Source organism: Cupriavidus sp. GW821-FHT07C08, assembly GCF_059419025.1.
On sequence record NZ_JBWKQZ010000002.1, the window covers coordinates 289,512 to 312,681 of the forward strand.

General features: G+C 61.2%; 21 protein-coding genes and 1 tRNA gene. 9 read left to right on the forward strand and 13 right to left on the reverse strand.

What is annotated here, in order from left to right:
* Nucleotides 1-134 precede the first annotated feature (134 nt).
* A tRNA-Ile gene (locus tag AC07UK_RS04485) sits at nucleotides 135-222 on the forward strand.
* 1,539 nt (nucleotides 223-1,761) lie between these two features.
* Here AC07UK_RS04485 and AC07UK_RS04490 read toward each other — a convergent pair.
* The 13 genes from AC07UK_RS04490 to AC07UK_RS04550 form a co-directional block, all read right to left on the reverse strand.
* On the reverse strand, nucleotides 1,762-3,489 hold the full coding sequence (locus AC07UK_RS04490; protein ID WP_058698213.1) for an ATP-dependent helicase: 1,728 nt from the start codon (nucleotides 3,487-3,489) through the stop codon (nucleotides 1,762-1,764).
* 255 nt (nucleotides 3,490-3,744) lie between these two features.
* On the reverse strand, nucleotides 3,745-4,590 hold the full coding sequence (locus AC07UK_RS04495; protein WP_058698212.1) for a hypothetical protein: 846 nt from the start codon (nucleotides 4,588-4,590) through the stop codon (nucleotides 3,745-3,747).
* Between the two features lie 57 nt (nucleotides 4,591-4,647).
* Nucleotides 4,648-5,265 carry an IncC plasmid conjugative DNA transfer DtrJ family protein gene (locus AC07UK_RS04500; RefSeq protein ID WP_058698211.1) on the reverse strand — a complete coding sequence of 206 codons (618 nt, stop codon included), beginning with the start codon at nucleotides 5,263-5,265 and terminating at the stop codon, nucleotides 4,648-4,650.
* 3 nt (nucleotides 5,266-5,268) lie between these two features.
* Nucleotides 5,269-5,562 (reverse strand): hypothetical protein, encoded by a 294-nt coding sequence (locus AC07UK_RS04505; protein ID WP_233528063.1) that lies wholly within the window; start codon nucleotides 5,560-5,562, stop codon nucleotides 5,269-5,271.
* Nucleotides 5,537-6,043, reverse strand: coding sequence for a hypothetical protein (locus AC07UK_RS04510; RefSeq protein WP_058698210.1), 507 nt, complete (start codon nucleotides 6,041-6,043; stop codon nucleotides 5,537-5,539). The genes AC07UK_RS04505 and AC07UK_RS04510 overlap by 26 nt, the downstream gene beginning before the upstream one ends.
* 7 nt (nucleotides 6,044-6,050) lie before the next feature.
* Nucleotides 6,051-7,907 (reverse strand): conjugative transfer system coupling protein TraD, encoded by a 1,857-nt coding sequence (gene traD, locus AC07UK_RS04515; RefSeq protein WP_058698209.1) that lies wholly within the window; start codon nucleotides 7,905-7,907, stop codon nucleotides 6,051-6,053.
* Nucleotides 7,907-9,166 (reverse strand): TraI domain-containing protein, encoded by a 1,260-nt coding sequence (locus AC07UK_RS04520; protein ID WP_058698256.1) that lies wholly within the window; start codon nucleotides 9,164-9,166, stop codon nucleotides 7,907-7,909. Before AC07UK_RS04520 ends, traD begins: the two co-directional genes overlap by 1 nt.
* Nucleotides 9,166-10,215: a type IV secretion system protein gene (locus tag AC07UK_RS04525; RefSeq protein ID WP_058698208.1), complete on the reverse strand. Its 1,050-nt coding sequence runs from the start codon at nucleotides 10,213-10,215 to the stop codon at nucleotides 9,166-9,168. Before AC07UK_RS04525 ends, AC07UK_RS04520 begins: the two co-directional genes overlap by 1 nt.
* Nucleotides 10,212-10,949, reverse strand: coding sequence for a TrbJ/VirB5 family protein (locus AC07UK_RS04530; RefSeq protein ID WP_070940838.1), 738 nt, complete (start codon nucleotides 10,947-10,949; stop codon nucleotides 10,212-10,214). The genes AC07UK_RS04525 and AC07UK_RS04530 overlap by 4 nt, the downstream gene beginning before the upstream one ends.
* An 11-nt stretch (nucleotides 10,950-10,960) precedes the next feature.
* Nucleotides 10,961-13,414 (reverse strand): VirB4 family type IV secretion system protein, encoded by a 2,454-nt coding sequence (locus AC07UK_RS04535; RefSeq protein WP_058698206.1) that lies wholly within the window; start codon nucleotides 13,412-13,414, stop codon nucleotides 10,961-10,963.
* A complete protein-coding gene (locus tag AC07UK_RS04540; protein ID WP_058698205.1) occupies nucleotides 13,408-13,737 on the reverse strand; it encodes a VirB3 family type IV secretion system protein in 330 nt (109 codons plus the stop codon). The genes AC07UK_RS04535 and AC07UK_RS04540 overlap by 7 nt, the downstream gene beginning before the upstream one ends.
* 1 nt (nucleotide 13,738) lies before the next feature.
* Nucleotides 13,739-14,086, reverse strand: coding sequence for a TrbC/VirB2 family protein (locus tag AC07UK_RS04545; RefSeq protein ID WP_058698204.1), 348 nt, complete (start codon nucleotides 14,084-14,086; stop codon nucleotides 13,739-13,741).
* A 17-nt stretch (nucleotides 14,087-14,103) separates the two neighbouring features.
* Nucleotides 14,104-15,156: a TadA family conjugal transfer-associated ATPase gene (locus tag AC07UK_RS04550; RefSeq protein WP_058698203.1), complete on the reverse strand. Its 1,053-nt coding sequence runs from the start codon at nucleotides 15,154-15,156 to the stop codon at nucleotides 14,104-14,106.
* A gap of 442 nt (nucleotides 15,157-15,598) precedes the next feature.
* Here AC07UK_RS04550 and AC07UK_RS04555 point away from each other — a divergent pair, with 442 nt between their 5' ends.
* From AC07UK_RS04555 to AC07UK_RS04590, 8 genes are read left to right on the forward strand one after another with little or no spacing between them, the layout of a single operon-like run.
* A complete protein-coding gene (locus AC07UK_RS04555) occupies nucleotides 15,599-16,306 on the forward strand; it encodes a VirB8/TrbF family protein (protein ID WP_058698202.1) in 708 nt (235 codons plus the stop codon).
* Between the two features lie 16 nt (nucleotides 16,307-16,322).
* The gene (locus tag AC07UK_RS04560; RefSeq protein WP_058698201.1) at nucleotides 16,323-17,222 is read left to right on the forward strand and encodes a TrbG/VirB9 family P-type conjugative transfer protein; all 900 of its coding nucleotides are present in this window, start codon (nucleotides 16,323-16,325) and stop codon (nucleotides 17,220-17,222) included.
* Entirely contained in the window at nucleotides 17,222-18,451 is a 1,230-nt protein-coding gene (locus AC07UK_RS04565; RefSeq protein WP_058698200.1) for a TraB/TrbI/VirB10 family type IV secretion system protein, read from the forward strand. The genes AC07UK_RS04560 and AC07UK_RS04565 overlap by 1 nt, the downstream gene beginning before the upstream one ends.
* A gap of 4 nt (nucleotides 18,452-18,455) precedes the next feature.
* Nucleotides 18,456-19,238, forward strand: a complete 783-nt coding sequence (locus AC07UK_RS04570) for a lysozyme family protein (RefSeq protein ID WP_058698199.1) — start codon at nucleotides 18,456-18,458, stop codon at nucleotides 19,236-19,238.
* Entirely contained in the window at nucleotides 19,235-20,500 is a 1,266-nt protein-coding gene (locus AC07UK_RS04575; protein WP_058698198.1) for a TrbG/VirB9 family P-type conjugative transfer protein, read from the forward strand. The genes AC07UK_RS04570 and AC07UK_RS04575 overlap by 4 nt, the downstream gene beginning before the upstream one ends.
* The gene (locus tag AC07UK_RS04580; RefSeq protein ID WP_058698197.1) at nucleotides 20,500-20,934 is read left to right on the forward strand and encodes a lytic transglycosylase domain-containing protein; all 435 of its coding nucleotides are present in this window, start codon (nucleotides 20,500-20,502) and stop codon (nucleotides 20,932-20,934) included. The genes AC07UK_RS04575 and AC07UK_RS04580 overlap by 1 nt, the downstream gene beginning before the upstream one ends.
* A gap of 28 nt (nucleotides 20,935-20,962) precedes the next feature.
* Nucleotides 20,963-21,505, forward strand: a complete 543-nt coding sequence (locus tag AC07UK_RS04585) for a toxin co-regulated pilus biosynthesis Q family protein (protein ID WP_058698196.1) — start codon at nucleotides 20,963-20,965, stop codon at nucleotides 21,503-21,505.
* Nucleotides 21,502-23,163, forward strand: coding sequence for a type II secretion system protein GspD (locus AC07UK_RS04590; RefSeq protein ID WP_058698195.1), 1,662 nt, complete (start codon nucleotides 21,502-21,504; stop codon nucleotides 23,161-23,163). The genes AC07UK_RS04585 and AC07UK_RS04590 overlap by 4 nt, the downstream gene beginning before the upstream one ends.
* Nucleotides 23,164-23,170: the final 7 nt, after the last annotated feature.

Sequence of the window (23,170 nt, forward strand, 5' to 3'; positions counted from 1 at the left end):
GCTCACCGGCATCAAGCGGTATCGCGTGACAAATTAGGCCACGGCGGCGTCCGCTCTATTGCGGGCCGGCCCCCACCAACCTCGGCTGCACGCATACAATCGCCGCACCTGGAAGTGCAGGTGCGCAATACTCAGGGCCGGACGCCGTGCTGGTTGCAGGCAGCGGACTCATAATCCGCCTCCGAGAGGACACCGTGGGTTCAAATCCCACCCGGCCCACCAAATGCGCAACGCCGATGCCCTCATTAAGCAGGCCGACTGAACATGTTGGAAGGAGGTCTGCCACCGAGGATGCCGCGAACTTGCTCAATAGCGGCCTGTGCCATGGCCGACGATGACCGTTTCGCTGACGACGGCTGGGCTAGGGCACGCGAGAGCCCAGTCGCAGCTCTGTCCATCTCGATCAGCCAGGCACGCGCTTGCTCATGCCCTAATGAATTACGGCGACCGTTGGCCTCGGTGATCACAATCGACGCCGAGTCGACCTCATAGATCCGACCGTCGGGTGCAGACACCCGTCGCCCACGGTATCGCTCAATGAGTTGGGCAACCTCCAGCCGGTCTTGTGCCGCCTGCGCGGCGGTTGCGCGCCTCTCGTCTTCTTGGGCCTTCCGAGTTTGGACGACATGCCTATAGTCTATGGGCCTTCCGAGGAGAGACTTGAGGTAGGCGAACAGCTCTCGTCCCCGGAGTGGACCAAGAAAGTGACCCGCTGCCGAAACAACGTCCGACAGTCGGTGGCCGGCCTCCCTCGCGAGCCGCATCAAAAGGAAGAGGGCGGACGTCGTCAGCTCTTGGTCACGCACGAGAGGCGCTAGATCAATGGGCACGGCCCGATCATCAATTTGCACAAACTCTCTCGGCCCCGAATGTTTCTTCGTAGAAGACTGGTTGGGGTTGTTTACGCCACTCACCGGTGCGAGACATGCGGAGCTGGACCGCGACTCATCGGAGCCCGTTCGAGGTTCTGGGTGCCCAAGCTCCCGGCTAGCGATCCCGATGCACTGTAGCAACTTTGCGGTGAACCCGATGCGCCCGACAACCTCGAGTTGCGTCCTCGTGCGTTGCTGCCTTTCACGCTCAATAAGCCCGGCGTCTTCAAGTGCGCCAAGCGCCCGATAGACAGTGGCCTCGCTAATCGCGAGGTGCTGCGCAATCGTTGCCTTCTTTATGAAGGCGAGCGAGGTGGGATCCTTCTGGTTCAGGGCGAAGCGGATGAGCGTTGCCAAGACTTGGCGATTGGTGATGTGCAAAGCGCGGAGCCCATCGGACTCGTAGACCAACGCGATCGCTCTGAGAATCCGCTCCGGCAGCCGGCCGGCATCGCACCTGGCTGGCTTGGCTTGCGAACCGTGGCTTTCGACAGGGGCCGGAGAGTGCGGCGCACCGCCACACGTTGTTGTTCTTCGGGCAATAGGAAGCCCGTCGAAGCGATATCTCATCTTCTTCGATCAATGCGCAAACTTGTGGGGAGCATTGACAACGAAGGGTGGGCTTCATAAACTCAGACTGTCTTGTTGTTGGACGAGTCAAGAGGGTTTTGAAGCCCGCTACGCCTTTTGTCAATGCCGATTAAAAGCCTGGAGCATGCGGACTCCAGGCTTTTTTCGCTTATGAGGATGCCTACGGGCTCAACAACCCCTCCTTGAAATCCGAGTGCCACCGCTACGCACAAAAATGAAGTGCCGGACGGCTATGGCACGCGCGATGGCAGGGAGCTCGCAACCATCAGACGCCACGAACGATCGGTTGCTTAATAAATCAAGTTAGCCCGGCTTCAACAACGAACCGGGACGTGGGGTTCTTCTTTGCCGTAGAAATCTGCAGCCAGTCGCGGGCGCGCGTGAGGGCAACGTAGAAAAGTCGCCGCTCCTCACTCTCCGGACTGGCTTCGTCCGGAACGATGGTTTCCTCGGCCCGGATCACAACAACAGCCGACCATTCGCGCCCCTTGGAGGCATGCATGGTCGTCAGCACCAAGGCGTCGTCGGCCGGCTCGTTATTCTTTTGGCGCAGAAACAGCACGCGTTCCGAGAATGGACCGTTCAGCCGCGTCAGGACGTCATATGCGGTATTGATAGCGCGCTTGCCCGGCTCGTCCGCCACAAACTTGAGCATCCATTCGCGCACGCCATCGAGAACGAGGGAAAGGAACTCGCGTTCACAGAGCGCTTGCCATTCCGCCAGCTTCTTCAGGAAATCGCGATACTTGTCGACTGTTGGTTCTGCGATCCCGGCCTGCACCAGGTCCTTTTTTCGCGGAATCGATCCCTCCGGCTTCGCCGTAGTCTGCGTGTGTAGCAGCTGCAGCTCATGCGAGCTGATTCCGGCGAAACCTAGCAGGGCATCGATGCCAGAGCTCTTGGACTTCTGAATCAGTTCCAGCAGGTCCCCCATCAACGCTGCCTCCGGGCGATCGAGGATAGAGCGGCCGGTTGCCCGGTAGTACTTGATACCGTGCGAGCGGCAGACGGCCTCCAATGGATCGAGAATGCGGTTCGTCCGCGCCAGCACGGCCGCCGTTTTGCCAGCCCGCAAAACCGGTGTCAGCGCCTCAACGGCTGAAACGGCTTCCTTGTACTCGTCCTCAAATCGCTTGAACTCGATAGCGCCGCCAGGCCCGCGATGGGCTACCAGCTCCTTCAGGATACGGTCCTTGTTGTTTCGAATGACACGATCCGCGATGTCCAGGATCTCAGTGTGTGAGCGGTAGTTCTTCCCGAGGATGACGGACCGTGCGTCGAACTCTTTGATGAATACCTCCATGCCCCGAAATCCGAGCGCACTTCGAAATCCGTAGATCGATTGATCATCGTCCCCGACCACCGTCACTATCGAACCGGCCTCCGCGTGCAGCGCCGTCCAGCGTGATTGCAAGCTGTCGCAATCCTGGTACTCATCGACCAGCAGGTACGTCATACGGTAGGGCGCAATGGTTCCGCTTTGCATCCCAGCTACAGCCAACCGCAGCATGTCCTGAAAGTCGATCTTGCCGTTCCGGGCCAGGGCGCTCTGATAGGCCTCATACAATTGAGCCTCCACAGTTCCTGAAGGCGGGTCGGCCAGTTGCATCTTGGCGCGCTCAATCGCAGCGATCGCATCCTCGACCTTCCCATCAAATCCCCCTTCCTGCAGGATCTGCCCGACGATAGCGAATCGAACGCCGTCGTGGACGATATCGGTGAGCTTGCCGGTTCCCTTCCCGAGTTGCTTATAGGCCAGCGAATGGAAGGTGCCCGCGAGCAGTCGCTTCTTGGCATCGGCCCCGGCTAGCGCCAGGATACGGTCACGCAATTCGACCGCAGCGTCCTTGCTGAACGTTACCGCGCCCACCGTCACGTCTGGGTTGGCGAGCAGCACGGCTGCCTTCGCCGCAATCGTCGCCGTCTTTCCGGCGCCTGGCACGGCCACGGCGACGCAGTGCTGACGCAGGTCGACCACCTCGCGCTGGGCGGGGTTCAGTCCTTCCAATACCTTTTCGAGCGACATGGCGATCGCAGTGTGGCAGTAAGTGGCACTTGGTGCCGGTTCAAAACAGCAAGTACCCCGAAGTGGTACCTCGGGGCAGATGTCGACGTCTGTTGATACGTTCGAAAGTGAGATCATGTCTCACGTGGTCCCACTAGCCATCACCAAGTGGCACTGCGTCCCACAGAGTGCCAATCCTCTTACTTCTAAACGGAGGGTAGAAACTAGGGCTTGGTGGGACTTGGTGTGACTGAGCGGGACCGTGCAGGCGGACAGTCAGACGCCGCGAACGGTGGTCATCAGCTTCAGGTGTGTCGTATAGCAGCGGAGGCCGAGCGGCTGGAACTTTCGCAGGAACCTCGTGACCTCGTCATTGACGTCCGTCATGTCGCGGATCCCGTTCCAGACCATGAAATCGAACTGGTCCATGGTTTGGTCGAACTTGATGAGGACCTGAAGCGCTCGGACGGCAAAGCGAGAGTAGGCCTGGACCTCCAGCTCGACGGACGGCCGCGTAATCGTCGGTTCGAAAACGATGTCGTCCTTGGCCCGCATCTCCTGCTCGCGTTGCTGGCGGTAGGCGGTTGCGACGCGCAGCTGCTCGTCGACATAGTCCTCGAGCTTTGCCAACTCACGCTCCAGGAACGTTTCGATGGTCGATAATTCGCTGCGCGAGAAGGTCGACTGACCGAAGCGCTGCAGGTTGAGCGACATGCGGTTCATGTACGGCCACCATTGCTCGAACAGCGGCCGCAGTCGGGTGTGATTCAACTTCAGTCCGACGGCCACGACAGCCGCGCCAGCGAGCTCGCGCTCGAGAATTTGACGACCCAGTTCGCGACGCCGGCGAACGATGGCTTGGCGGTCTGCCGGCGAGAGTTCGCGGAACAGCTTGCGGGTGCGCTCGACCTCTGCCTTCTTCTTCTCCAGGTCAGCCGTTGAAATGATGCCTTCCTTCCGCAGGGCGTCGGCAGACGCCTCCATCTCAAGCAGCTCCGACTCGACGTCATCGGGCCGATCCGCGGTGCCGGCAACGTCGACCGCAACAGCGGCCAGTGGCTGATCAAGCAGTTCGCTGACCGTAGCGGGCAGCTCGGCAGGGATTAGATCGGTAGTGGTCATAATTTCTCCTTGGATGGCCAGCCACTTGGCCTTTGGCATTCAGAAAGATGGTGTCGACTACTTGCCGACATGAAATGACGCCGCAAGGCGCCAGCTGAGCAAGCCGACCAGGCAGACGCCTAAGGTCCACCAGTAGGCCAGCAGGGAAATCGGAAGCAGCAGGGCGGATGCACCGAAGCCGAAGCACAGCAGCAAGCCATGTGCGGCGACATGGAACGTCACCGGGTTCGCGAACCCAGCGCCGGCGGCTCGGATCCTTCTCGACACGGCGCCGTCGTTGAGCAGCGCAGCAAGCAGCACCATGCCGCCAAACAGCCAGTAATGCGCAACCGCCGACCGATAGACCGCTCGATAGATGGTCAACCAGAAGTGCCGCATCCAACCACGCCCAAATTCGGATGCGCCGGCATCGGGTAGCGCCGTGTTCGCATCCGAGCCGGAGAACGATGCGCGCAACGCACCAGACCGGACAAACCATCGATCAAAGCGGTCGTTAGCCAACATCGTTGCCTTGTCCGCCTTGGGCTGTCCGAGCACATGTTCAACCGAACCCTGTTCCGCTTCACTCACTTCGAATACGGCATCGTCCTGTATGAACGGAGCGATGGCACATATCATCAGCGGCGCGGCTAGCATCCACATCCGAACATGGGAGACGAATCGACTGTTGGCCATGGCTCAGATCCAGTGCAGAGCGAGCAGAACAGGCAGCGCAGGGATCGCAGCGAGCGCGCCCCAGAACAATGCCGGCTTACGCGCCGCAATGCCAATCAGCGCGAAGCACGGGGCCGCGTTGCCGAGCAGGAATGCGCTTGGTATCGGGGTATCCGCATTCCCTGCGGAAATCCACGCCTGCATTTCGAACGCGAGTGCCTCGTCGACGCGAAAGAGCCGTGCGGCGATCCGCGGCTGGGTCTTGCGCAGCGAAGCGAGCGATTGCCTCGCCTTAGTATGCAAAGTCTCGAGCGACATCGTAGTTCTCGAAGTAGCGGGTAAAGCTGTACCCGGTCAGCACGCGTGCGGCCAACTGGAATGCTGCGCATCGCTGCGTCACATTCCCGGGAACTGGTTCGTCTACCACCTGGCAGACGTAGCCGATGGGCTGGCGTTGCTCGAAAGAGGGGATCGACTCGTGATAGGGATACCAAACGTTGTACTTCTCGCCCTTGAATGCGGCGTAGCGCTTGGCGTAGAGATCGTGGGCACGGCCGAACAGACCTTTCATGAAGGCCGCGTTGGCGTCACCATGCTTTCGAGCGGCGCGCCAGGCGGCGATAGCGTCTGTTAGCATCTCCTTGACCAACGGGTCTTCACGCACGCGGAAGTTCACGCCGATGTATTCGACTACCCGCGTGCATACGTCGTCCAGGTCTGGCGAGACGATGAAAACGGGCGAGAGCTTCGCGGAGAGTTTGTATTCCTTGGCGATTTGTCGGAACAGGCTGGTGCGCATTGACCTTTTAACCTTGGATAATTGGAATTCGACCCTGGTAGACGGAGCCACCGGAGATACGCAGGAAGTACTGCAGGTTGGGCAACTGCATGATCAACTCATGCGGAATCAATGGCGCTTTCTCAAGCTGGGTCGAACGTGACACGGAACCGCTGAACTCCCCGACATGCGCCTCGGTGCCAGTGCTTGTGCTGCTCGACACCACGACATTCCGGATGGCCGTGGTGCCAGCCTTCTCGCAGAACCACTCGGCCGTGTCGATATCTTCCAATCGTAAGACGAGCTGGTTGTTCAGATTGCCTAAAACCTGCTGCATCTTCGCCACGTTTCCCAGTTTGGCGGTGAAGTCCGAGCGTGTCTGGTAGGCGACGAATGCCTTGAAGCCTGCGCCACGGCCCTTGTTCAGGATCTGCAGCATCTGCTCGTTGATCGCCTCGGCTGCCTCGTCGACGATCAGGACGATCTCTGGAGGCTTCTTGTAGAAGTTGTAAATGGAACCGGCGACGGAAGCGATGTCGGCTAGCAGCATCGACATGACAGCCTGGGCCACCATAGAGTTGGAGAGCGAATCCGCACCGACATAGAGCACCGCCTTCTGCTTGATGACCTTATCGATGTCCCAGATCTCACGGTCATCGTCGAAGTCGTCTGCCTTTGGCGCCAGCATGAGGCCCGTCTCGCCGGTGGCCAGCATCTGGAGCAACGGCAGGGCAGAGGCGATGATGCGGCCGTAGTGGTCCCGATCGTGCTGGAACGTGGCGATGAGGCCATCGATAGCCTCGTGGCCATTCCCCTTGTCGGAGAAGCGCTCGATGTAGAGCCGGGCCATCCCGTCCAAGCGCGTGCCGCCTGGGCGCTGGCCGGCCTGTTGCATGTAGCCCATCACCTCCTCTTCCCAATCCGGCTTGCCGGCTTCAGGGAAGAAGCGCTGCAGGGCCCGATCCAGAAGATTGTTAATGCCGTTCTGGGCGTATTGAAGGATTGACCGCAGGTTCGGCTTGTCGCCGACGTAGAGTTCGCCCTTTACCGCGCGGTCGATGAACAAGAATGCGAACTGGCGGAAGGGTCCTTCCTCCATCAGCTGGGCGATGCGAGTTGGGATTTCCGAGGGTTGAGACCAATTTTCTAACGGGTTCAGGCGGATGGACTGCGAGGGAGCGGCCTGCTTCCAGTAGAGAAATTTGCGCCCAGTGCGCTCACACTCGCGCTTGACACGTGCGACCCACTCGCCGTCATTTTTCGGGTCGATGACGATTAAAACGTCGTTGGGATTGTGGATGACCTGGGTCGAAATGACCTCGTAGGTCCGGGTCTTGCCTGAGCCGGTCGTCCCGCTTACCGATGTATGGCCGGGCATCGCCTTGTAGTGAAAGGGCACCTGGATCTTCTTCGGCTCCATGCCGTGTATCCATGATTTGCCCTGGGGCGAATGGTCGGCAATGCTGCCCGCAGGCGCGAGCAGTTTCTCGACGCGCTCCACTATAGGCTGCGGCAGCCACCGCGGCAAGCCGGGAATATCGCTTGACGGCATGCGAAGGATGTCGTGCGCGATCTGGCAATGCTTCTGTGTCCACTCAAAGCCAGTGCCAAGATACATGGCATCGTCGGTCTTTCGTATGCGAGCGCTCAGCGCGAGGAGCGCCTCGATCGGAAGGACCGCAAGCCACTTGGTGGAGATGGCCAGCCGAAACTTCAGCGCGCGCCAAACCTGTGTAGACCGGAACAGCAGCATGCCAACGCAGAACAGGGAAAAATACCCGGCGCTCGGCATATCGCTTAGCAACATCAAAGCTGCGGCAAGAAGCCACCCGATCGCGGCCCGGAATTCATAAATGGGCCGAAAGTGATTGATGTAGTGGTGCATCACTCGCTGCTCTCTGGGGATTGCGGAGGGGACGCAATGAGGTTCGCCACCTTGTCAACCAGAAGGATGTCTTGGCCGACGATCTTGTAGAGCAGCTGGAACTTGCGAAGGTTGTCGATGAGCGTCTCGGACGCGATGCCGTAATTGCCGAGCATGCGCTTGCTAATTGCCAGCTTGTTATCGACCCACGATACTTTCACCTTTCCCGCTGACACGTCCTGTGCTAGCGCCCTGAAGAACTCGCGCATCAGGTTGGACGCACCCTCCAAGGCTTCCTTGAAGGGGTCGGCAGCCTGATCGGGGCGCAGCGACTTGGTGCCGTCGAGTTGTACGATGCTTCGCGCTACCTCGCGTTGCGTGCCTTCGGCTGTCTCGGCTTGAGACTGGGCTTCGCCAGTTCCAGGGCCTGCTTCCTTCTCCATCTGCGACACCACCACGGTGCTCGCGTTCTCCGGGCCGGGTGTCGAATCGGCTTGCGCCGGTGCTGGTGGGGCGGGTGCCTTGATCTGGGTCGAATCTACCGCGGCGGCTAGCGCTTCGACACTCGGTGCAGGCGTCCTGTCGGGCGCAAAGGCGGCGCGGCGGGCTTTGATCTCGAACTGTGTCACTGTGTCGATGGCCTGCCGGACAACCTTTTGAAGCAAGGTCTCGAGTCCGGTCGGTCGAGGCTCGGGGTTGATGGCGCCAAAAAGATCAGCGAGGACCTGGCCGTCGAACTGTGCGAGCCGGTCCGCACCAAGAATCTCGCGCGCCAGCAACGCGGTGCGCATGCGCTCCAGTGGGAGCACCGCATCGCGACGGGTGACGCGATACGTGTCATCGCTTAGCCACGGACCGAAAGCTCCATGCACGGCGGGGATCCACTCCGCCCCATCCCTATCCCGAAAGAATTTGAAGTGTCGGCATGACTCATCAAGGCGGGAGCAGCAGGCGGCGAGAAACAGCGCATACAGGTATTGCGGTTCCAACTGCCTGCGCCGTTCGGACGTCTGATTGGCCGCGAACTTTTGTGCGCCAGACAGGCGCATGGCGAAGTAGGCCGCCTCAACCGTTGCCCGGAACGCACCACCGGCCTCGGCGTGCTCGTTGTGGCGCAGCGGCATGCTGGAGAACCACGTCGCACAACGCTCCAGCACATCAAGCCACTTGCTGTTGAAGTCCGCGCCATCCGCTTCGTTGGCGTACTGTCGGATGAGCGCGACGCGGTCTGCCTGGGAGGAAAGGAGATCGGAAGCGGAAAGGTGAATGTGAGGGGTCATCATTTCCCTGCCAACTTCCTGCCGAGGTTCCAGGCTCCGCGCCCAAACATCTTCATGCCACCGGTGCCACTCACCCCGCCACCAGTTCCGAAGAGAGATCCGGCGATCTTCGGAATCTCCAGCGCGACAAAGCCCAATAGGATGGCAATACTGAGTGCGTAGCTTGCAGCAAGAAGCGTGTCCGTGCCGATGTTGCCAACGTCTGAGACGATGCTGAGCAGTGTGGCGCTCACCAGCTGAGAGATGATGGCGGCGACCACCATATACATCGATCCTGTAACCATGTAGTCCAGCCACGCTGTGAAGTATTTTCGGGAGACGTCCGCCATGCCAAATGCGACGGCTAGTGGGCCCACCACGATGCCTACGGCTACCTGCAGGTGACCCACCAGAATGAACCACGAGTAGATCAAGGCCGCAATCAGCACCGCAATGAATGCCAAGCCGAACAGAATCGCTGAGACGACGGCATCAATCAGTTTGAGTGGGTTGGCGAACCCCGCGAGTAGTGTCCTCAGCACGGAGTCGTAGAAGCTACCTCCGGTCCTTGCCAACGAGATTGGGACGTTGTAGATGTCTACCCCCCCGTTGATAGCTTGGGCGAGATCGTTGAACCAAACAAACAGCCCGGGCGCAAAGCTGGTGTAGCTGGCGTAGAGAGACGCGAAGATGCCAACTACCAGAAAGGTCTCAAAGAGATCCGTCCACGCGGATACTGCGTCGCTCGTTGCCGCGAATCGTAGGCCGGCGAAGACGAGGGTGATTACCCCGAGTCCGAATGCGATCTTGTTGGCGTCAGGTCGCGTCCGCTCGCTGAGCCAAACTGCAGCCTGGATGAGCCCGCTTCGCAGGCCGTTCATCTTGTCCAGCGCCTTCTTGATGCCTTGACCGACCTCACCAGGTGCGCCAGCACTTGCAGCCGTGGCGCTATCCCCACTGCTGATCGCTTCCTGCGCGACGGCAACGCAGGAAAAGAGGGTGAGGAAGCTGAAGACGAGCGCGGTGAGCATCGCACAGAGGCTGTGTCGGATCAGCGAGGCGTGGCTCATTTCAGGTTCAGGATGCGCTGACGTTGCTGTTCGCGTTCTGCCTGCAGCCGGCGCGCGACGTCTACCGACTCGGCCTCGACGGCCAGTGCCTTTTGATCCTTGTCGGCGTCTGACTGCGTCTTGGCGCTCATGATCTGCAGCAGATCGGAGTTCTGGTTTGCGAGGACATCCAGCATCTCATTCGTCGCTTCGGCAGCAGCTTGTGCCGTTCCAGTCAGCTTCATTTCCTTCTGGATCTTCTGGCGTCGCTTCGCCTGGGTCTGCACGTTCTTGACGACGCTGTTGCCCAGGTTGAACAGGTTCTTCGCGGTCTTGTCGCCGTTGGTGAGAAGCGTGCGCTGATCTTCAAGCCACTGACCGCTGGATTTGCCGGATGCGGCCACCATGCTCTGAACCTTGCTCAGGTAGTCGGCATTCTCGGAAACCGTGCCATAGAGATCCTTCAGCGTCACGCCGTAGACGTCGTATTTGCCGATGTCGTCCTTGATGGCGTCCAGCTGTTCAGCCAGGTGCACGGGGTCCATGCCGGTGGCCTGCAGCAGCTGGTTGGCCATCATCCGGTATTGATAGGCAATGTTTGTGTTCTCGTAGATCTCCGTTTTCAGCGATTGCAGGGCGGTCCGCGTCGTCTGGACCAGATTGGCCACATCGATAACGGGAAGCCCGCTGGCGTGGGCCACCGACGAAACAAGAAGGGATGCCGCGACCGCGGCCTTGATGAACCACTTGTTCACTGGAACTTTCCTTAGACGGATCGCGCGAGCATTTCGCGCACGTAGCTTTGCTGCCAGTCGGGTGCACCCGACGCGTAATGACGATCAAGAATCGATTGCGCGACACCATCCGAGCGCAACATCGCCACCATCTCGTCGGAGAACGGGCTTTGCAGCATCCGGGTCTGGGAGCGCGTGATCCACAGATAGTCGCGATTCGGTACTGCATCGTTGACCATCTGGATCTGGTCATCGGTCAGGCCGAACTTCTCCTTGTAAAGGTCCTTGCTGGTGTTCGCCTGGCTGTTCGGTAGGTAGATGAAGTTGCCGACGTTCTCTTTCAGGATCTCGAAGTCGGCAACCCGGGCCAGTTGTTTGAGCGATTGCGTCGCACCCCAGAGCGCCGCATTGAGCTTGCGGATGGTCACGATCCACATTTCGAACCGCTCGTAGAACCGTTTGTTGGTGAAGAAGAAGCCCAGCTCTTCCACCTCGATGATCGTGTATCGCGTGCCGAGGCTCTGGCTGATGCGATAAAACGCATAGTCCATGAACAGCGCGCCCGCCCGCGGATAGTTCAGGAACAGATCCCCCATCTCGATGGACAGGTTGTCGCTGATCTCGAACGCGTCTTCGGCATGGTCGAAGAAATGCCCGTACTGTCCGCCTTGCAGCCAGATTTGCAGACGTTCCCGCAAGCTGTCGTGCAGCAGCGTTGCGAGCCGGCCCAGGGTCCAGCTCTCTCGCCCATATCCGGCAAGGATTTTCACTGCCTCGAAGATATCCTGGCGTTGCTGGGGTGAAAGCGTGAAGGAGTCGTCCTCAATGGCCAGCGTCACCCACTCGGAGACGTAGGTGAAGTTCATAGGATCGGCCAACAACGACAGCGGATTGACCCGAGTCGCCGCTTCGAACTTGCCGGTGATGTCGATGAACTTCCCGCCACTCAGGAGCGCCGTGATGCGAGTGGATCTGTCCTTGTCGAATCGGATGCGGCGAGCTTCGTGCCTGCCAGCCTGGGAAACCAGGAAGTTCAGGAACACGGACTTACCCGCACCGATTGGGCCAATGACGATCAGGTGGGCATTTCCACCGGGCTGGTGCAGGTCGACACGCTGCGCGGTGCGATGGCGGGTGGGCAGGCAGGTCAGCGGTGGCACTTCCTTGCCTGCCTTGTCCGAGAGCCAGTCGTTGCGCGAGGGGCCGGGCATGACCGATCGGACCGGGGCGAGGTCGGAAACCGCGGGCGTCTCGACGAACTGCAGTCGGCGCTGCTTGTCCCAGCGGCCGGGCAGGGTAGAGTTCCAGGCGGCCATCAGATTGGCTTTCTCGCGGATTGCCCCGAAGCCAGCGTTGGTGAGCGCCCCAACCACCTCGCTGACCGAGTCCTCGACGGCCGCCTCGGAATCACCGTAGACGATGATGGAGATGTTGGCAAAGCCGTGCTGCGTGTTCTTGGCCGTTAGCCGCTGGAGCGCTTTGCCAGCTTCCTTGGCCAGTTCCTCGCGGCCCTCGTCGTTCTCGGCCTCTTCCTTGGCGAAGTACTGCTTCAGGATGGAGCGGATGTTGAGCGCTGCCATCTTGTAGAAGCGCCTCACCTTTTCGATGTAGGCCGCAGCGCGAGCCGTGTCGAGGAATCGATACATGATGCAGACATCGAGCTCGGCGTCGAGCTGCATCAGGCTGTCCAGTGCCGCTTCCTGAAAGCTCATCCATTCCTTAACGGCGACGATTGCCGCGTACCGCTTGCCATGGGCGGACTCGAACAACAGGCGCTCGGCGCCGACGGTCACTTCGGATTCGGTCAGGTGGGTGTCGAGCAGCGTCACCGGGTAGCGAATGCGCCTCGGCGGAACGCTCGGATTGGCAGCCTGGTGCAGGGCGGCGTAGCTTTCCTGCATGACAAGGCGGCGCGTGCGCAGACGCGGCACGCCGCCGGTGAAGGCGTCGAGCATCGACTCGAAGCGACGCGCATCGGTCGAGATCTTCTCCAGATCAAAGGCAAAGGCGCTGCGCGCGAAGAGCGTGTCCTTCGTCGCCTCGAAGATCGCCGCGTAGATGGACTTGCCACCGACCGTCATGTGGAAACCGGCCTTGTCGAAGAACTTCGCGATGCCGCTCTCCGGCGTGTAAGCGAGTGCCAGCGAGTGGGCATTGTGGAAGTACTTGCCGGTCGTCATGTGCGCCCGGTTAAGGGCGTCCAGACGCTCGTCGGCCTGCGAGGCGAACTCTCCTTCAACGTAGTCGCGAGCGCGCCGATGGCTGATCTTCCACCACGCGGTAATCCGGTTGTCGAACGTACGGCATGCCTGGTCCAGCTGATTGCGCGCAGACGTGATGTCATTGCTGTCGGGGCTGTCGGCGTCCACACCCTGAAACGCGTAGGAAGCGAGTAGCGACCCATCCTTGTTGAGGACGAGTTCCGGCGTAATCGATGTCAGCCACGGCACCAACTCATAGAGGGGACGGCGCTTTAACTTCAGCATGGCAGGTCGCTGTCAAAGCCGTAGGGACGGCGAAAGAGGGTATGCAGCTTGCCGTGCCACGGGGTGGACTCGTACAGATCGCCGTAATGGTTATAGACGTTCAGAATTTGGTTCCACCATGGATCCCGGGTCGTGAGCCAGCGCAAGAGCGCATGAAACGCCATGCCCATCAGCACCACCGCGACGGGGATCTTCCAGCCGCTGCGGAACGTCACGTACACCAGCAGAGCGACCACCGTGCCGTTGGCGATGGCCAGTCCGCGCACGGCCCCGCCGATTTGGCGAGGGCGGGATAGCCCAATGCTGACGTGGTGTTCGCGCATATCAGAATCCGGAGCACTGGGCAGCAACGCCGAGCGTCTTCATGATCGCCGGGGCTGCAGCGGCAAGACCGATACCGATACAGATCACCGAGACGAACTTCATGATGGTCGACTCGGAGTTGGCGATACCGATAGCGCCCAGGACGATCAGGATCAGACCGGCGACAAAGAGGTACTTCGTGTTGATGAACGTGGCGATGCCGCAGATGAATTCGCCGAGGTTGCCGAGGAACCCGTAGTCGGCCGCGACGGCGGATGTGGCCACGCTCAGCATGCCGACCAGGACCAGCATCGACGGGGCGTACTTGCGCGCCGTCTTGGCGGCACATTGAACAAACGGGGAAGACATTGGAGAGACTCCTTGGTTTAGAAAACGCGTTCGATGTCGTAGTCGTTGTTGCGGAAGCCCTTGATCTCGATGATTTCCGAGACGTGCCGCATTTCGCCGGTGCGGCGCATATGCACCACGTAGTTAAAGCACTCAGCGATGAGCTTGCGCATGTCATCCAGTTCCCAACGAGAGCCTGGCGGGATGCCAAGCATCGCCAGGCTTTCCATGCGGGAGAGGGCCGAGCGGGCGTTGTTCGCGTGTAGCGACGCCATGCCGCCGTCGTGACCCGTGTTCAGCGCTTGCAGCAGGTCGAACGCCTCCCCGCCGCGGACTTCGCCAACGAGGATGCGGTCGGGGCGGAATCGCAGGGCGAGCGCGACCAGCTGTTGGGTGGTCACGTTCTTGTCGGTGTTGGAGAGCAGGCGGACCGTATTGGGTACCCGCGTTTTGAGTTCCATCGTGTCCTCGATGGTCAGGACACGCTCGCCGTCGGGAATGTTCTCGACCAGTGCGTTCAAGAATGTGGTCTTGCCGGAAGATGTGCCGCCGGCGACTAGGATGTTCTTCCGCTGCAGGACAAGCTCAATGAGGGCATCCTTGAGCGCTTCATCTTCGACAGAGCCCGTGAATATGGGCTGATCGGTGTGTTTGCTGCAGGCGTGCCGGGACGAGAAGGCCCCCGCCTTCACATAGTCGCTAAGAGAGAGATTGGTCTCGCGGTGCCGGCGGATGCTCAGCGCATGGCCGTCAATGGCTGTGGGCTGCATGACGGCGGCGATCCGAAGCCCTTTGTGGCCCGCATTGATGATGCCTTGTGCGGTGCCCCGCACCGCAGACTTCTGCACCGAGGAAGCCAGGGAGCGAACAGCACCTTCCAACTTTGCGGGCTCGATCCTCACGTCCAATCGCGTCATCTCGCCGCGCCGCTCCACCCAGATGCTGTCGTGCCTGTTGACCATGACCTCGGCCACATCGGACGCATCGATGTAGGCGCGTATTGGCGCGAGCGATTCAAAGAACATCGCGACCGCGCTTTCTTCGAGCTGGCTGAGTTGCAATATGGGGTGGTTGGAGACTGAGGATTCCATGCCCGCTATTGTTGGCGGGCGATGTATCGTGTGGCGCGTTGAAAGATATACGACTTTTGCCAGCTTTCTACGGTTCTTCGGCACGGCTCTGATCTGAGCCAACGCCTTGGTGTGGTGCGAAGAGGAAAGTCTGAGCATGCTCATGCTGTTTTCGCGGAAAGGGATACCAAAACCATCGGCTTTCCGGGTAATCCTCCTTCGGGGCAGTTGGATATAGGGTGCGACGGGAGAGGCAGCATCAAACGACGCCTCTAGCCGGCTCCCAAAGCCCGTCGCAGGATCCAGGCGTCGCTACAGCGTCCGGAGGTCTCTCAAGTGTCCTGCGTGATCTGGCGAGATCGCGGAGATTCTCGGAAAGCCGCGCAAAATCGCATGGCTTTCTGCGACCTGAAGGGGTGACTTCACTGCTTAAATTGGCGGCATCCCAAAGGACTGCCGCAGCATGCGCTTCTTCCGCAAAGATTCCGACAATGCCAAGCCCCTCGCCGTTGCGCCAGGGATGTATGGCAATGAAAGCCCCGAGCAGCTGATCTTCGATCGCACCACAAGAATCTCCGTGGAGCGCAACCATTGGAAGGTCGCAACCCTCGGCCTGGGCTGCATTGCGTTGGCGGCGATCATGACGCGTGAACCGCCGCCTTCGGTCGTGAAGGCTGTAGGCGTGTCGGCGGATGCGAGCGGCAAGCCGATCGTGCGAGAGCTTGAGGCGTTCCAGCCGGAAGGCATTCAGTTGCAATGGGCCCTCAAGGATCTCGTGACGCGCTGGTTCACCATCGAACCGATCCTGACAACCCAGGTCGAGGACTCACGGATGGCGCGCAACCTGCGTTCTGTCCGCGAACAGATGATCGGATCCTCTCGCAAGCAGTTCGAGGATTGGGTGGCAGAGGATGAACCGTTTCGGCAAGTCGGTGCGTCGGCAACCCTTGTCCGCGAAGTCAAGGTAACCAATGTGGCCGTCCTGCCCGACAGTACCGTCGCGGTGGAATTCATTACCACCACGACGGAGGACGGCTACAAGCCGCGCAAGATGCGGTACGCGATGACGTTCCGCTACCAGGTAAAACCGCCGACGAGCGACGCCGTGCTTGGCACGAATCCATTCGGTGTCCATCCCGTTTTCTTCAGCCTCCAGAAATCGCCGGCATGAAGCCGGGTCTACGCTCATGGATATCCGCAAGTCATCCCCGCTGAGTTCCCTGGTTGCCGCCGCTGTGATGGCGCTGACTCTTGCCATACCGGACGCGCACGCCGCCGATAAGCCGGTGCGCCGGGTCGGCGCCAGTGTCGCGGGCCTCGGCATCGGCGACATTAGCGACGCCATGAACCCGGCCAACCCCTTTAACGGCGGCGTAGAGCCGATCGCGCTGCCGGGTGACTCCCGCCTCGTCGTCTTTACCTACAACCGCGACCAGATCTTTCGTGTGCTGAGCGCGCCGCTGAAGATGACCACGATCGAGTTCCCCGAGGACGAGCAGATCGTTGGCGAGCCGGCGTGGGGTGAGAGCGTTCGTTGGGACTACGAAACCGATGGCCTGAACCATCTGTACGTGAAGCCCCAAGCGGCGGGTCTGGTGAATACCCTTTCAGTGAACACCAACAAGCGCAGCTACGAGTTCACGCTCGTATCGTCGCCGTTGGGCGGCATCTTCTACCAGAAAGTGCGCTTTCGTATCCCCACGACGTTTGCGGCCAAGGCCAAGGCGCGTAGTGATGCGAGAGGCGAGCGGGGCGAGGGGAGAGCTGATCTGGAGGGCGTTCGCAATCCGGATGCCCTTGCCGTAGGGCCTGAGCAGCTCAATTTCGAGTATTCCATCTCGGGCAGCGCCAGCTTCAAGCCGGAGGCAGCCTTTGATGATGGCAAGGCGGTGTGGCTGCGGATACCGAAGGGCGCGGACTGGCCGGTGCCGCTGGCCAAGGACGGCAGCGACTATGTGGTCGTGAACTTCATACGCCGTGGCGACTTTCTGGTCGTACAGCGGCTGGCGGAAGCCATCGCCCTGCGCTCCGGGAGCGAGGAGGTCAAGGTCGAGCGCGGTCGCCGGCGCATCCTGGGGCTGTTCTGATGCGCGATCGCACATCGTCCACCGGTGTCTCCGATGTGACGGATGCGCAGGAGCGCACCGTCAAGGGAAAGCTGCCGCGCAACATCGTCATGGCGCTGGGCGTGATCGCCGCCTTGCTGGTGGGCGGGCTCGGCTACTACTTCCAGTCGGTCAGCGAAGAGCAGTCCGATGCCAAGGCCGAGCAGGATCGGGCGGAGCAGCTGCGCCAACGGGCCAGCAGCGGCGACAACGGGCAGACGCTCGAGGCCACGATTCGTGATCAGGCGGCCAAGGCGCGTGCTGAAGCGGAGCGCCAACGCGCACTGGCAGTGAAGCCGGACACAGGCAGCGCGCCAGTGATGACGGCGAAGGATCTTGCCGCCCCGGCCAAAGCTGCAGCATCCGATGCGAAGAAGAACGAAGAAGACGATATCTTCACGGCCTCGATCTTCAAGAAGGGCATGCGCAAGTCCCAACTCGGGCAGGCCAAGGTGCCGGCCGGGCTTGCTGATCTGACCGATCCCGCGCAGATGCGGGCGCTGCAGCAAGCCGCCGTGGCCCGTGCCAGCACTGCCAACGGGGCGCCGGAAGCGCCGGAACTGGCCGTCTCGCCGGACAAGCAGTTTCTCCGCGAAGCAGGTGCCATGACGACCTTGCGCACCGGCTTCGACGGCAAGCTCCCGAAGTGCACGCTGAGCCGAGGCTTCGTCATCCCGGCAACGTTCGCGGGCGGCCTCAATTCGGACAAGCCGGGCGAATTCCGCGCGACCGTCTCGCAGGACGTCTACGACACGGTGAATGGGCGGTGCAAGGTGATCCCAGCCGGCAGCACCCTGGTAGGTGCCTACAGCGCCGAGGTCACGATCGGCCAGGAGCGCATCCTCGCCGCGTTCGTCCGTATGCAGTTGCCCAATGGGAAGACGGTGCCCCTCATGGGTATGCAAGGGGCGGACCCAAACGGGCACTCCGGCATCAGTGGAGACGTCAACAACCATTTCTGGAAGATCTTCAGTGGCGCCCTGGTTATCGGTGTCCTTCAGCAACGCTTTAATGACAGCAACACAGCCACAACCGTGGGACCGTCTGGCCTGACGACGTACGGCAATGCTGCCGGCCAGATTGCAGCGCAAACCGCATCCACCATCCTGAACCGCAACCAGAGCATCCGTCCGACGATCACGACCGAGCCGGGCCAGAAGATGATGGTGCAAGTCAAGCACGACATGGTGCTGGAGGCATATCGTGACTAAGACCATGCTCGCCCTGACCACGCTGGTACTCGCCGGCGCGGCACAGGCCGCAATGATTCAGGCTGTGATCAGCCCGAACGCCTTGGTAGTGCATGCCGATGGAAAAGACCGGCTGCACACCATCGCCGGAAAACCGGTCCTGTATTGCGGCCTCGACGCGTTTCTAGGCTGGTCGGCCAGGCTGGTTGGCGCATTGATCGAGCCCGGGGCCGAGGAAGGTCCAGTCGTCCAACTCGGCGGGAAGGCCGTGCCGATCGCTGTCCTCCTCGCACGCGAAGGCTGGCTGCGGCCGCCCATCCTCACCGAAGCAGCCCAAGAAGCGCTCGCGGAGCGCCGTGGCGGGTGGGGTTGCGCGCCGAAGACCGAGCCGTTTTCTCAGATGGGCCAACGAGTCGATCCCAAGATTACGGCTGGCATCGCGATGAATGAATCGGCATACCGCGGCCGCCCTTGGCCGTGGACCTTGAACGTCGCGGGGCGCGGCATGTTCTTCGCCACGCGCGAGGAAGCGTACGCGGCGGTCAACCGCCTGCTGGCCAGCCAGCGCTGCGATTTTGATGTCGGTCTTATGCAGGTGAACTGGTGCTATCACGGCAAGCGCTTCTCGTCGCCTTGGGAAGCGCTCGCACCGGCGACCAATATCCGCGTAGCGGAGGACATCCTGGCCGAAAACCTGCGGCGCAGCGGCTCCCCGATGAAGGCCGTGGCCTGGTACCACAGCGCCAATCCGGAGCGCGGCGGGCCGTACTTCGCTCGTTTCATGAACCACGTCGCCCAATTCCGATGATCAGGTCGCTTCTTCTCTCCGCGCTGGTGTTGATGGCGAGCGCTCACGCAGCGACCGACACCGAGCCGCTGGACTTCGATTACCAGGTCGTTGCGCGGGCTGCGGATCGGCCTGCCCTGATCTTCAATGACGGGCTCTCGACGTATATCCAACCGCGGCCGGGCCAAGTGGTGCAGGCTGACGGTGCCGCGCAGAACGGCCCGTACTGGGTGGTCGATGGTGTTCCCGATGTGGTGCGCTATTCGGCCAACGGCCAGGCGGTCGTGGCGCGTTGGAAGCGAGCCAACGGCTTTACGTCCGAGCCGGCCAATCCGCTGGGCGATCTGCCGCGCGCGGCGATCTCGGGCAGGCTGGCTTTGATCGGCAGCTATACGGGCTTGCCACTGGTGCGCGCGGGACGGTCGTCCCTGCCATTGGCGCAAATGGTCAAGTCTATTGCGCCTGCCGGTTGGACCGGCACGGCGCAGAAGGACATTCCGCTGACGGATGACGTCTCGATTGAGCTGCAGGGTGGCGAGAACTGGCTCCAGGCGCTCGCGCGGGTCCTCGATCGCCGCGATCTTTACGCCGAAGTGGATTTCACTCGCCGCAACATCGCACTGCGCGTTGCGCCTCCGAAGAGCTTCTCGGTGATGGGTGAAGCGTCGGCCGCGGGGACGGGTGGGCTGGTGCAAGCTTCTGCGACAGCAGCCCATATGGAGCCGGGCGGCCCAACAGAAGCCGCAGCGTCGGTGCCGGTGGCCGGAACGCCTTTGCCGGAGGGCCCGACCCTGGCATCGGCCTTCGGTGCCGTCGCAATCCGCGACAACAAGCAGGGTCGCATCGAGATTCGGCTCGAGCAGGAGCCCAGGGACCTGGTGTTGCGCGACGAGACCGATAGCAAGATCTGGACGAAGTGGGATGAGGCCCAGCGCGTGCTGTCCTTTGCCACCGTCGACCGGTTTACGGCGATAGCGGACGGAAAGTCCGTGAGTGTGCAGCGCGTGCCGGAGATTGACTACGTCTTCCCGCGAGAGAACGGCGCCGGGTTGGAAATGGCTTTCGAAAAGGACGGCACGACCTACCTGAGCTTCGCCAAATCGATGGTCAGCGTGTCGGTCTTCGGCGATGACCACCAGCGCAACGGTGAGCAAAAGGACCGCTACTACAAATTCAACGGCATTGCGGCGCGATTGACGGTGATCGCCGACGGAAACGTGGTCTACGTGGATCGCGTGCCGCAAGTGCGGTTCAAAGAGCAACCCGGGAAGGTGGCGCTGTGATGATTCGCAGGATCGGAGCGCTGATCGTCACCTCACTGCTGGCTGGGACTGCCTATGCCGACTGCCTGGACGATGCCGCCGTATTCCACGGTGTCAGCCCGCCGCTGCTGCGGAGCATCGCCATCCAAGAGTCCGGCATGAGGCCGTGGGTGACTAACCGAAATACGAACGGCTCAGAGGATATTGGGCTCTTGCAAATCAACTCGATTCACTTGCCGCGGCTGAGCAAGTACGGCATTACGCGGGCCCACCTCTTCGATGGCTGCGTGAATGCCTACGTCGGCGCCTGGATTCTGCGCGAGAACATCCAGCGCTTCGGCCCGACATGGAAGGCGGTTGGCGCATACAACGCCGCGTCGCCCGACAAGCAGTTGCGGTACGCCAACCAGATCCATGCCCGGTGGCAGGCGCTGCAACGTGCCGCATTGCGGTAGTCCATTCCGTTCATTCGAAAGCATAGCTATGCGCCAATCCAACCGAACCATCCGCATCGCCGGGGCTATTGCCTCGCTGGTCACCAGTCTGTGCGTCACGCCGGCCGCCAACGCTTCCAAGGCACCCAGCGCGCATCCAGCACAACAACTGTCGAGCGATGGGTGGCAGTCGTTGCAGCCCGAGCGCACCAGCAAGGCCGCCGGCGGGGAGGCACTGCTGGCCGCTGTGTCGCCCATGAGGACCACTGTAACAGGCAGCGCCGTGTTGGGCTCCGGTGACACCTCGCCCGCTGCGGCGGCCGTCGCGCCGGTGGCTCATGAGTTCAGACTCCTCAAAGGGGAGCCCCTCCAACAACAGCTTCAAGGCTGGGCTACCCGGGCTGGCTGGACAGTGGCATGGAACGTCCCGGACGGTTGGATCGTCCCCGGCGACAAAGCTTACGGCAGTGACTTCGAAACGGCCGTCAAGCGTGTCGTCGAAGAGCTCGCGAGCAATGGTGCGGACGTGGTCGGCGATAGCTGGCGCGGCAACCGCACGGTGATCATCAGCCAAAACGGAATAGTGCAATGAGTATGCGAAGGAAACGCTTTACGGCGGCTGCCGTGGCGGCCGCCACGTTGATGTCCGGCTGCGGCGTGATCGAAACACGCAATGTACAAACTGCGATCGGCAGTGAGGCCAACGCGCACTATGCCGATGCGCCGCGCAGCCGGCCGGTGTTCCGTGTGCATGAGGGCGCATGGCTGATGGGAGAGAAGGTTCGCGCAAGCAAGCCACAACCGGACATTTACAGCAAGCATGTGGTGTTCAAAGGCAGCATCGGCTCGCTGACCGAGGCCGCCAACTGGATCGCGCAAAGCGTCGGTGTGCGCGCCACCGTGGACGCGTCGGCGCTGCCAGTCATCCCGGCTCAAGTACAACCGGCATCCGGGCCACGACCAAGTGGGCCTATCCCGATGGGTGGGGCTCCGCGTGTGGTGGACCTGGGTGCTCCGCTGGCCGGCGGAGCCTCGGTATCGGCGAATGGCGCAAGCATGGCGCCGGCATTGCCGTTGACCCTGCGCTATGAAGGCAATTTCAAAGGATTTCTGGAGGTGCTTGAGGCGCATTTTGTCGCGTGGTCTCGCTATAACGACGGCACCGTGACGTTCTTCAGGACCGAGACGCGTACCTACATGCTTCCGAGCCTTGCGGACTCCTCATCCATGGCCGGATCGATCACCACCTCGGACAGCAGTTCCGGCGGCATGTCCGGTGCCAGCAGCAATGGCAGCGGTGCTGGCGGGACCGGCGCGGGTAGGAGCGGTCAGTCGACGAACATGTCGGTCGAGATGAAGCCCTGGGAAACACTCCAGCACACGGCAAAGGCGGTTGCCGGCGCCAGTGCTGAGGTCGTTGTTGACAAGAACTTGGGCACTTTGACGGTCACTGGCGACCCCGTACAGTGCGATCGCGTCGAGCAGTTCGTGAAGAGCCTGGCTGCCATGTATGGCAAGCAGGTTGCCATCGATGTGCAGGTCTATGAAGTCCGCGTAACGCGCGAGGACAACTACGGCCTGAACCTGTCGCTCGCTTACCAAAGCTCGAGCGGCCACACCGGCGTCTCCTTCAGCTCGCCCAGCACGCCGACTATCTCCGGCAGCGCCTCGCCCATGAACCTGGGCGCAACGATCATGAGCGGCCCCCTGGCAGGAAGCAAGGCCGTGGTCCAGGCGCTCTCCAGCCTCGGCAACGTGTCGCAGGTGGTGTCGCGCTCAGGCGTCACCCAGAACGGCAAGGTGCTCGCCCTGCAGACGGCAACCCTGCAGGACTACGTGCCGCAGTCGCAGACGACGTTGGCAGCGAATGTCGGCTCGACCAGTTCCATCCAGACAGGCACCGTGACCTATGGCTTTACCAGCGCGTTCCTGCCCAAGGTCGTCGATGGCCGGATCCTGATGAACTTCGATATGACGTTGTCGGACCTGCTTCCGCTGCAGCGGTTCAACGCAGGCGGCGACGCGAATCAGACCAGCGTGCAGCTGCGCACCATGCCGACCAATCGCTTCGCGCAGTCGGTAAGCCTCAAGCCGGGCGAATCCCTGGTGCTGACAGGCCTGCGCAATCAGAAGGCAGCGACGACCAACAACGGCGTCGGTGAGCCATGGATGGCTGCTCTTGGTGGCGGTGTCGGCGCCACCAGGGGAGACACGGTCATCGCAATCGTGATCTCGGCTCGCCTCCTGTAACACAGAG

What these genes read in the sequence shown, in the direction of transcription:
- AC07UK_RS04490 (WP_058698213.1), bottom strand. Translation starts at nt 3,489, where the DNA reads ATGTCGCTCGAAAAGGTATTGGAAGGACTGAACCCCGCCCAGCGCGAG.
- AC07UK_RS04495 (WP_058698212.1), bottom strand. Translation starts at nt 4,590, where the DNA reads ATGACCACTACCGATCTAATCCCTGCCGAGCTGCCCGCTACGGTCAGC.
- AC07UK_RS04500 (WP_058698211.1), bottom strand. Translation starts at nt 5,265, where the DNA reads ATGGCCAACAGTCGATTCGTCTCCCATGTTCGGATGTGGATGCTAGCC.
- AC07UK_RS04505 (WP_233528063.1), bottom strand. Translation starts at nt 5,562, where the DNA reads ATGTCGCTCGAGACTTTGCATACTAAGGCGAGGCAATCGCTCGCTTCG.
- AC07UK_RS04510 (WP_058698210.1), bottom strand. Translation starts at nt 6,043, where the DNA reads ATGCGCACCAGCCTGTTCCGACAAATCGCCAAGGAATACAAACTCTCC.
- traD (WP_058698209.1), bottom strand. Translation starts at nt 7,907, where the DNA reads ATGCACCACTACATCAATCACTTTCGGCCCATTTATGAATTCCGGGCC.
- AC07UK_RS04520 (WP_058698256.1), bottom strand. Translation starts at nt 9,166, where the DNA reads ATGACCCCTCACATTCACCTTTCCGCTTCCGATCTCCTTTCCTCCCAG.
- AC07UK_RS04525 (WP_058698208.1), bottom strand. Translation starts at nt 10,215, where the DNA reads ATGAGCCACGCCTCGCTGATCCGACACAGCCTCTGTGCGATGCTCACC.
- AC07UK_RS04535 (WP_058698206.1), bottom strand. Translation starts at nt 13,414, where the DNA reads ATGCTGAAGTTAAAGCGCCGTCCCCTCTATGAGTTGGTGCCGTGGCTG.
- AC07UK_RS04540 (WP_058698205.1), bottom strand. Translation starts at nt 13,737, where the DNA reads ATGCGCGAACACCACGTCAGCATTGGGCTATCCCGCCCTCGCCAAATC.
- AC07UK_RS04545 (WP_058698204.1), bottom strand. Translation starts at nt 14,086, where the DNA reads ATGTCTTCCCCGTTTGTTCAATGTGCCGCCAAGACGGCGCGCAAGTAC.
- AC07UK_RS04550 (WP_058698203.1), bottom strand. Translation starts at nt 15,156, where the DNA reads ATGGAATCCTCAGTCTCCAACCACCCCATATTGCAACTCAGCCAGCTC.
- AC07UK_RS04555 (WP_058698202.1), top strand. Translation starts at nt 15,599, where the DNA reads ATGCGCTTCTTCCGCAAAGATTCCGACAATGCCAAGCCCCTCGCCGTT.
- AC07UK_RS04560 (WP_058698201.1), top strand. Translation starts at nt 16,323, where the DNA reads ATGGATATCCGCAAGTCATCCCCGCTGAGTTCCCTGGTTGCCGCCGCT.
- AC07UK_RS04565 (WP_058698200.1), top strand. Translation starts at nt 17,222, where the DNA reads ATGCGCGATCGCACATCGTCCACCGGTGTCTCCGATGTGACGGATGCG.
- AC07UK_RS04570 (WP_058698199.1), top strand. Translation starts at nt 18,456, where the DNA reads ATGCTCGCCCTGACCACGCTGGTACTCGCCGGCGCGGCACAGGCCGCA.
- AC07UK_RS04575 (WP_058698198.1), top strand. Translation starts at nt 19,235, where the DNA reads ATGATCAGGTCGCTTCTTCTCTCCGCGCTGGTGTTGATGGCGAGCGCT.
- AC07UK_RS04580 (WP_058698197.1), top strand. Translation starts at nt 20,500, where the DNA reads ATGATTCGCAGGATCGGAGCGCTGATCGTCACCTCACTGCTGGCTGGG.
- AC07UK_RS04585 (WP_058698196.1), top strand. Translation starts at nt 20,963, where the DNA reads ATGCGCCAATCCAACCGAACCATCCGCATCGCCGGGGCTATTGCCTCG.
- AC07UK_RS04590 (WP_058698195.1), top strand. Translation starts at nt 21,502, where the DNA reads ATGAGTATGCGAAGGAAACGCTTTACGGCGGCTGCCGTGGCGGCCGCC.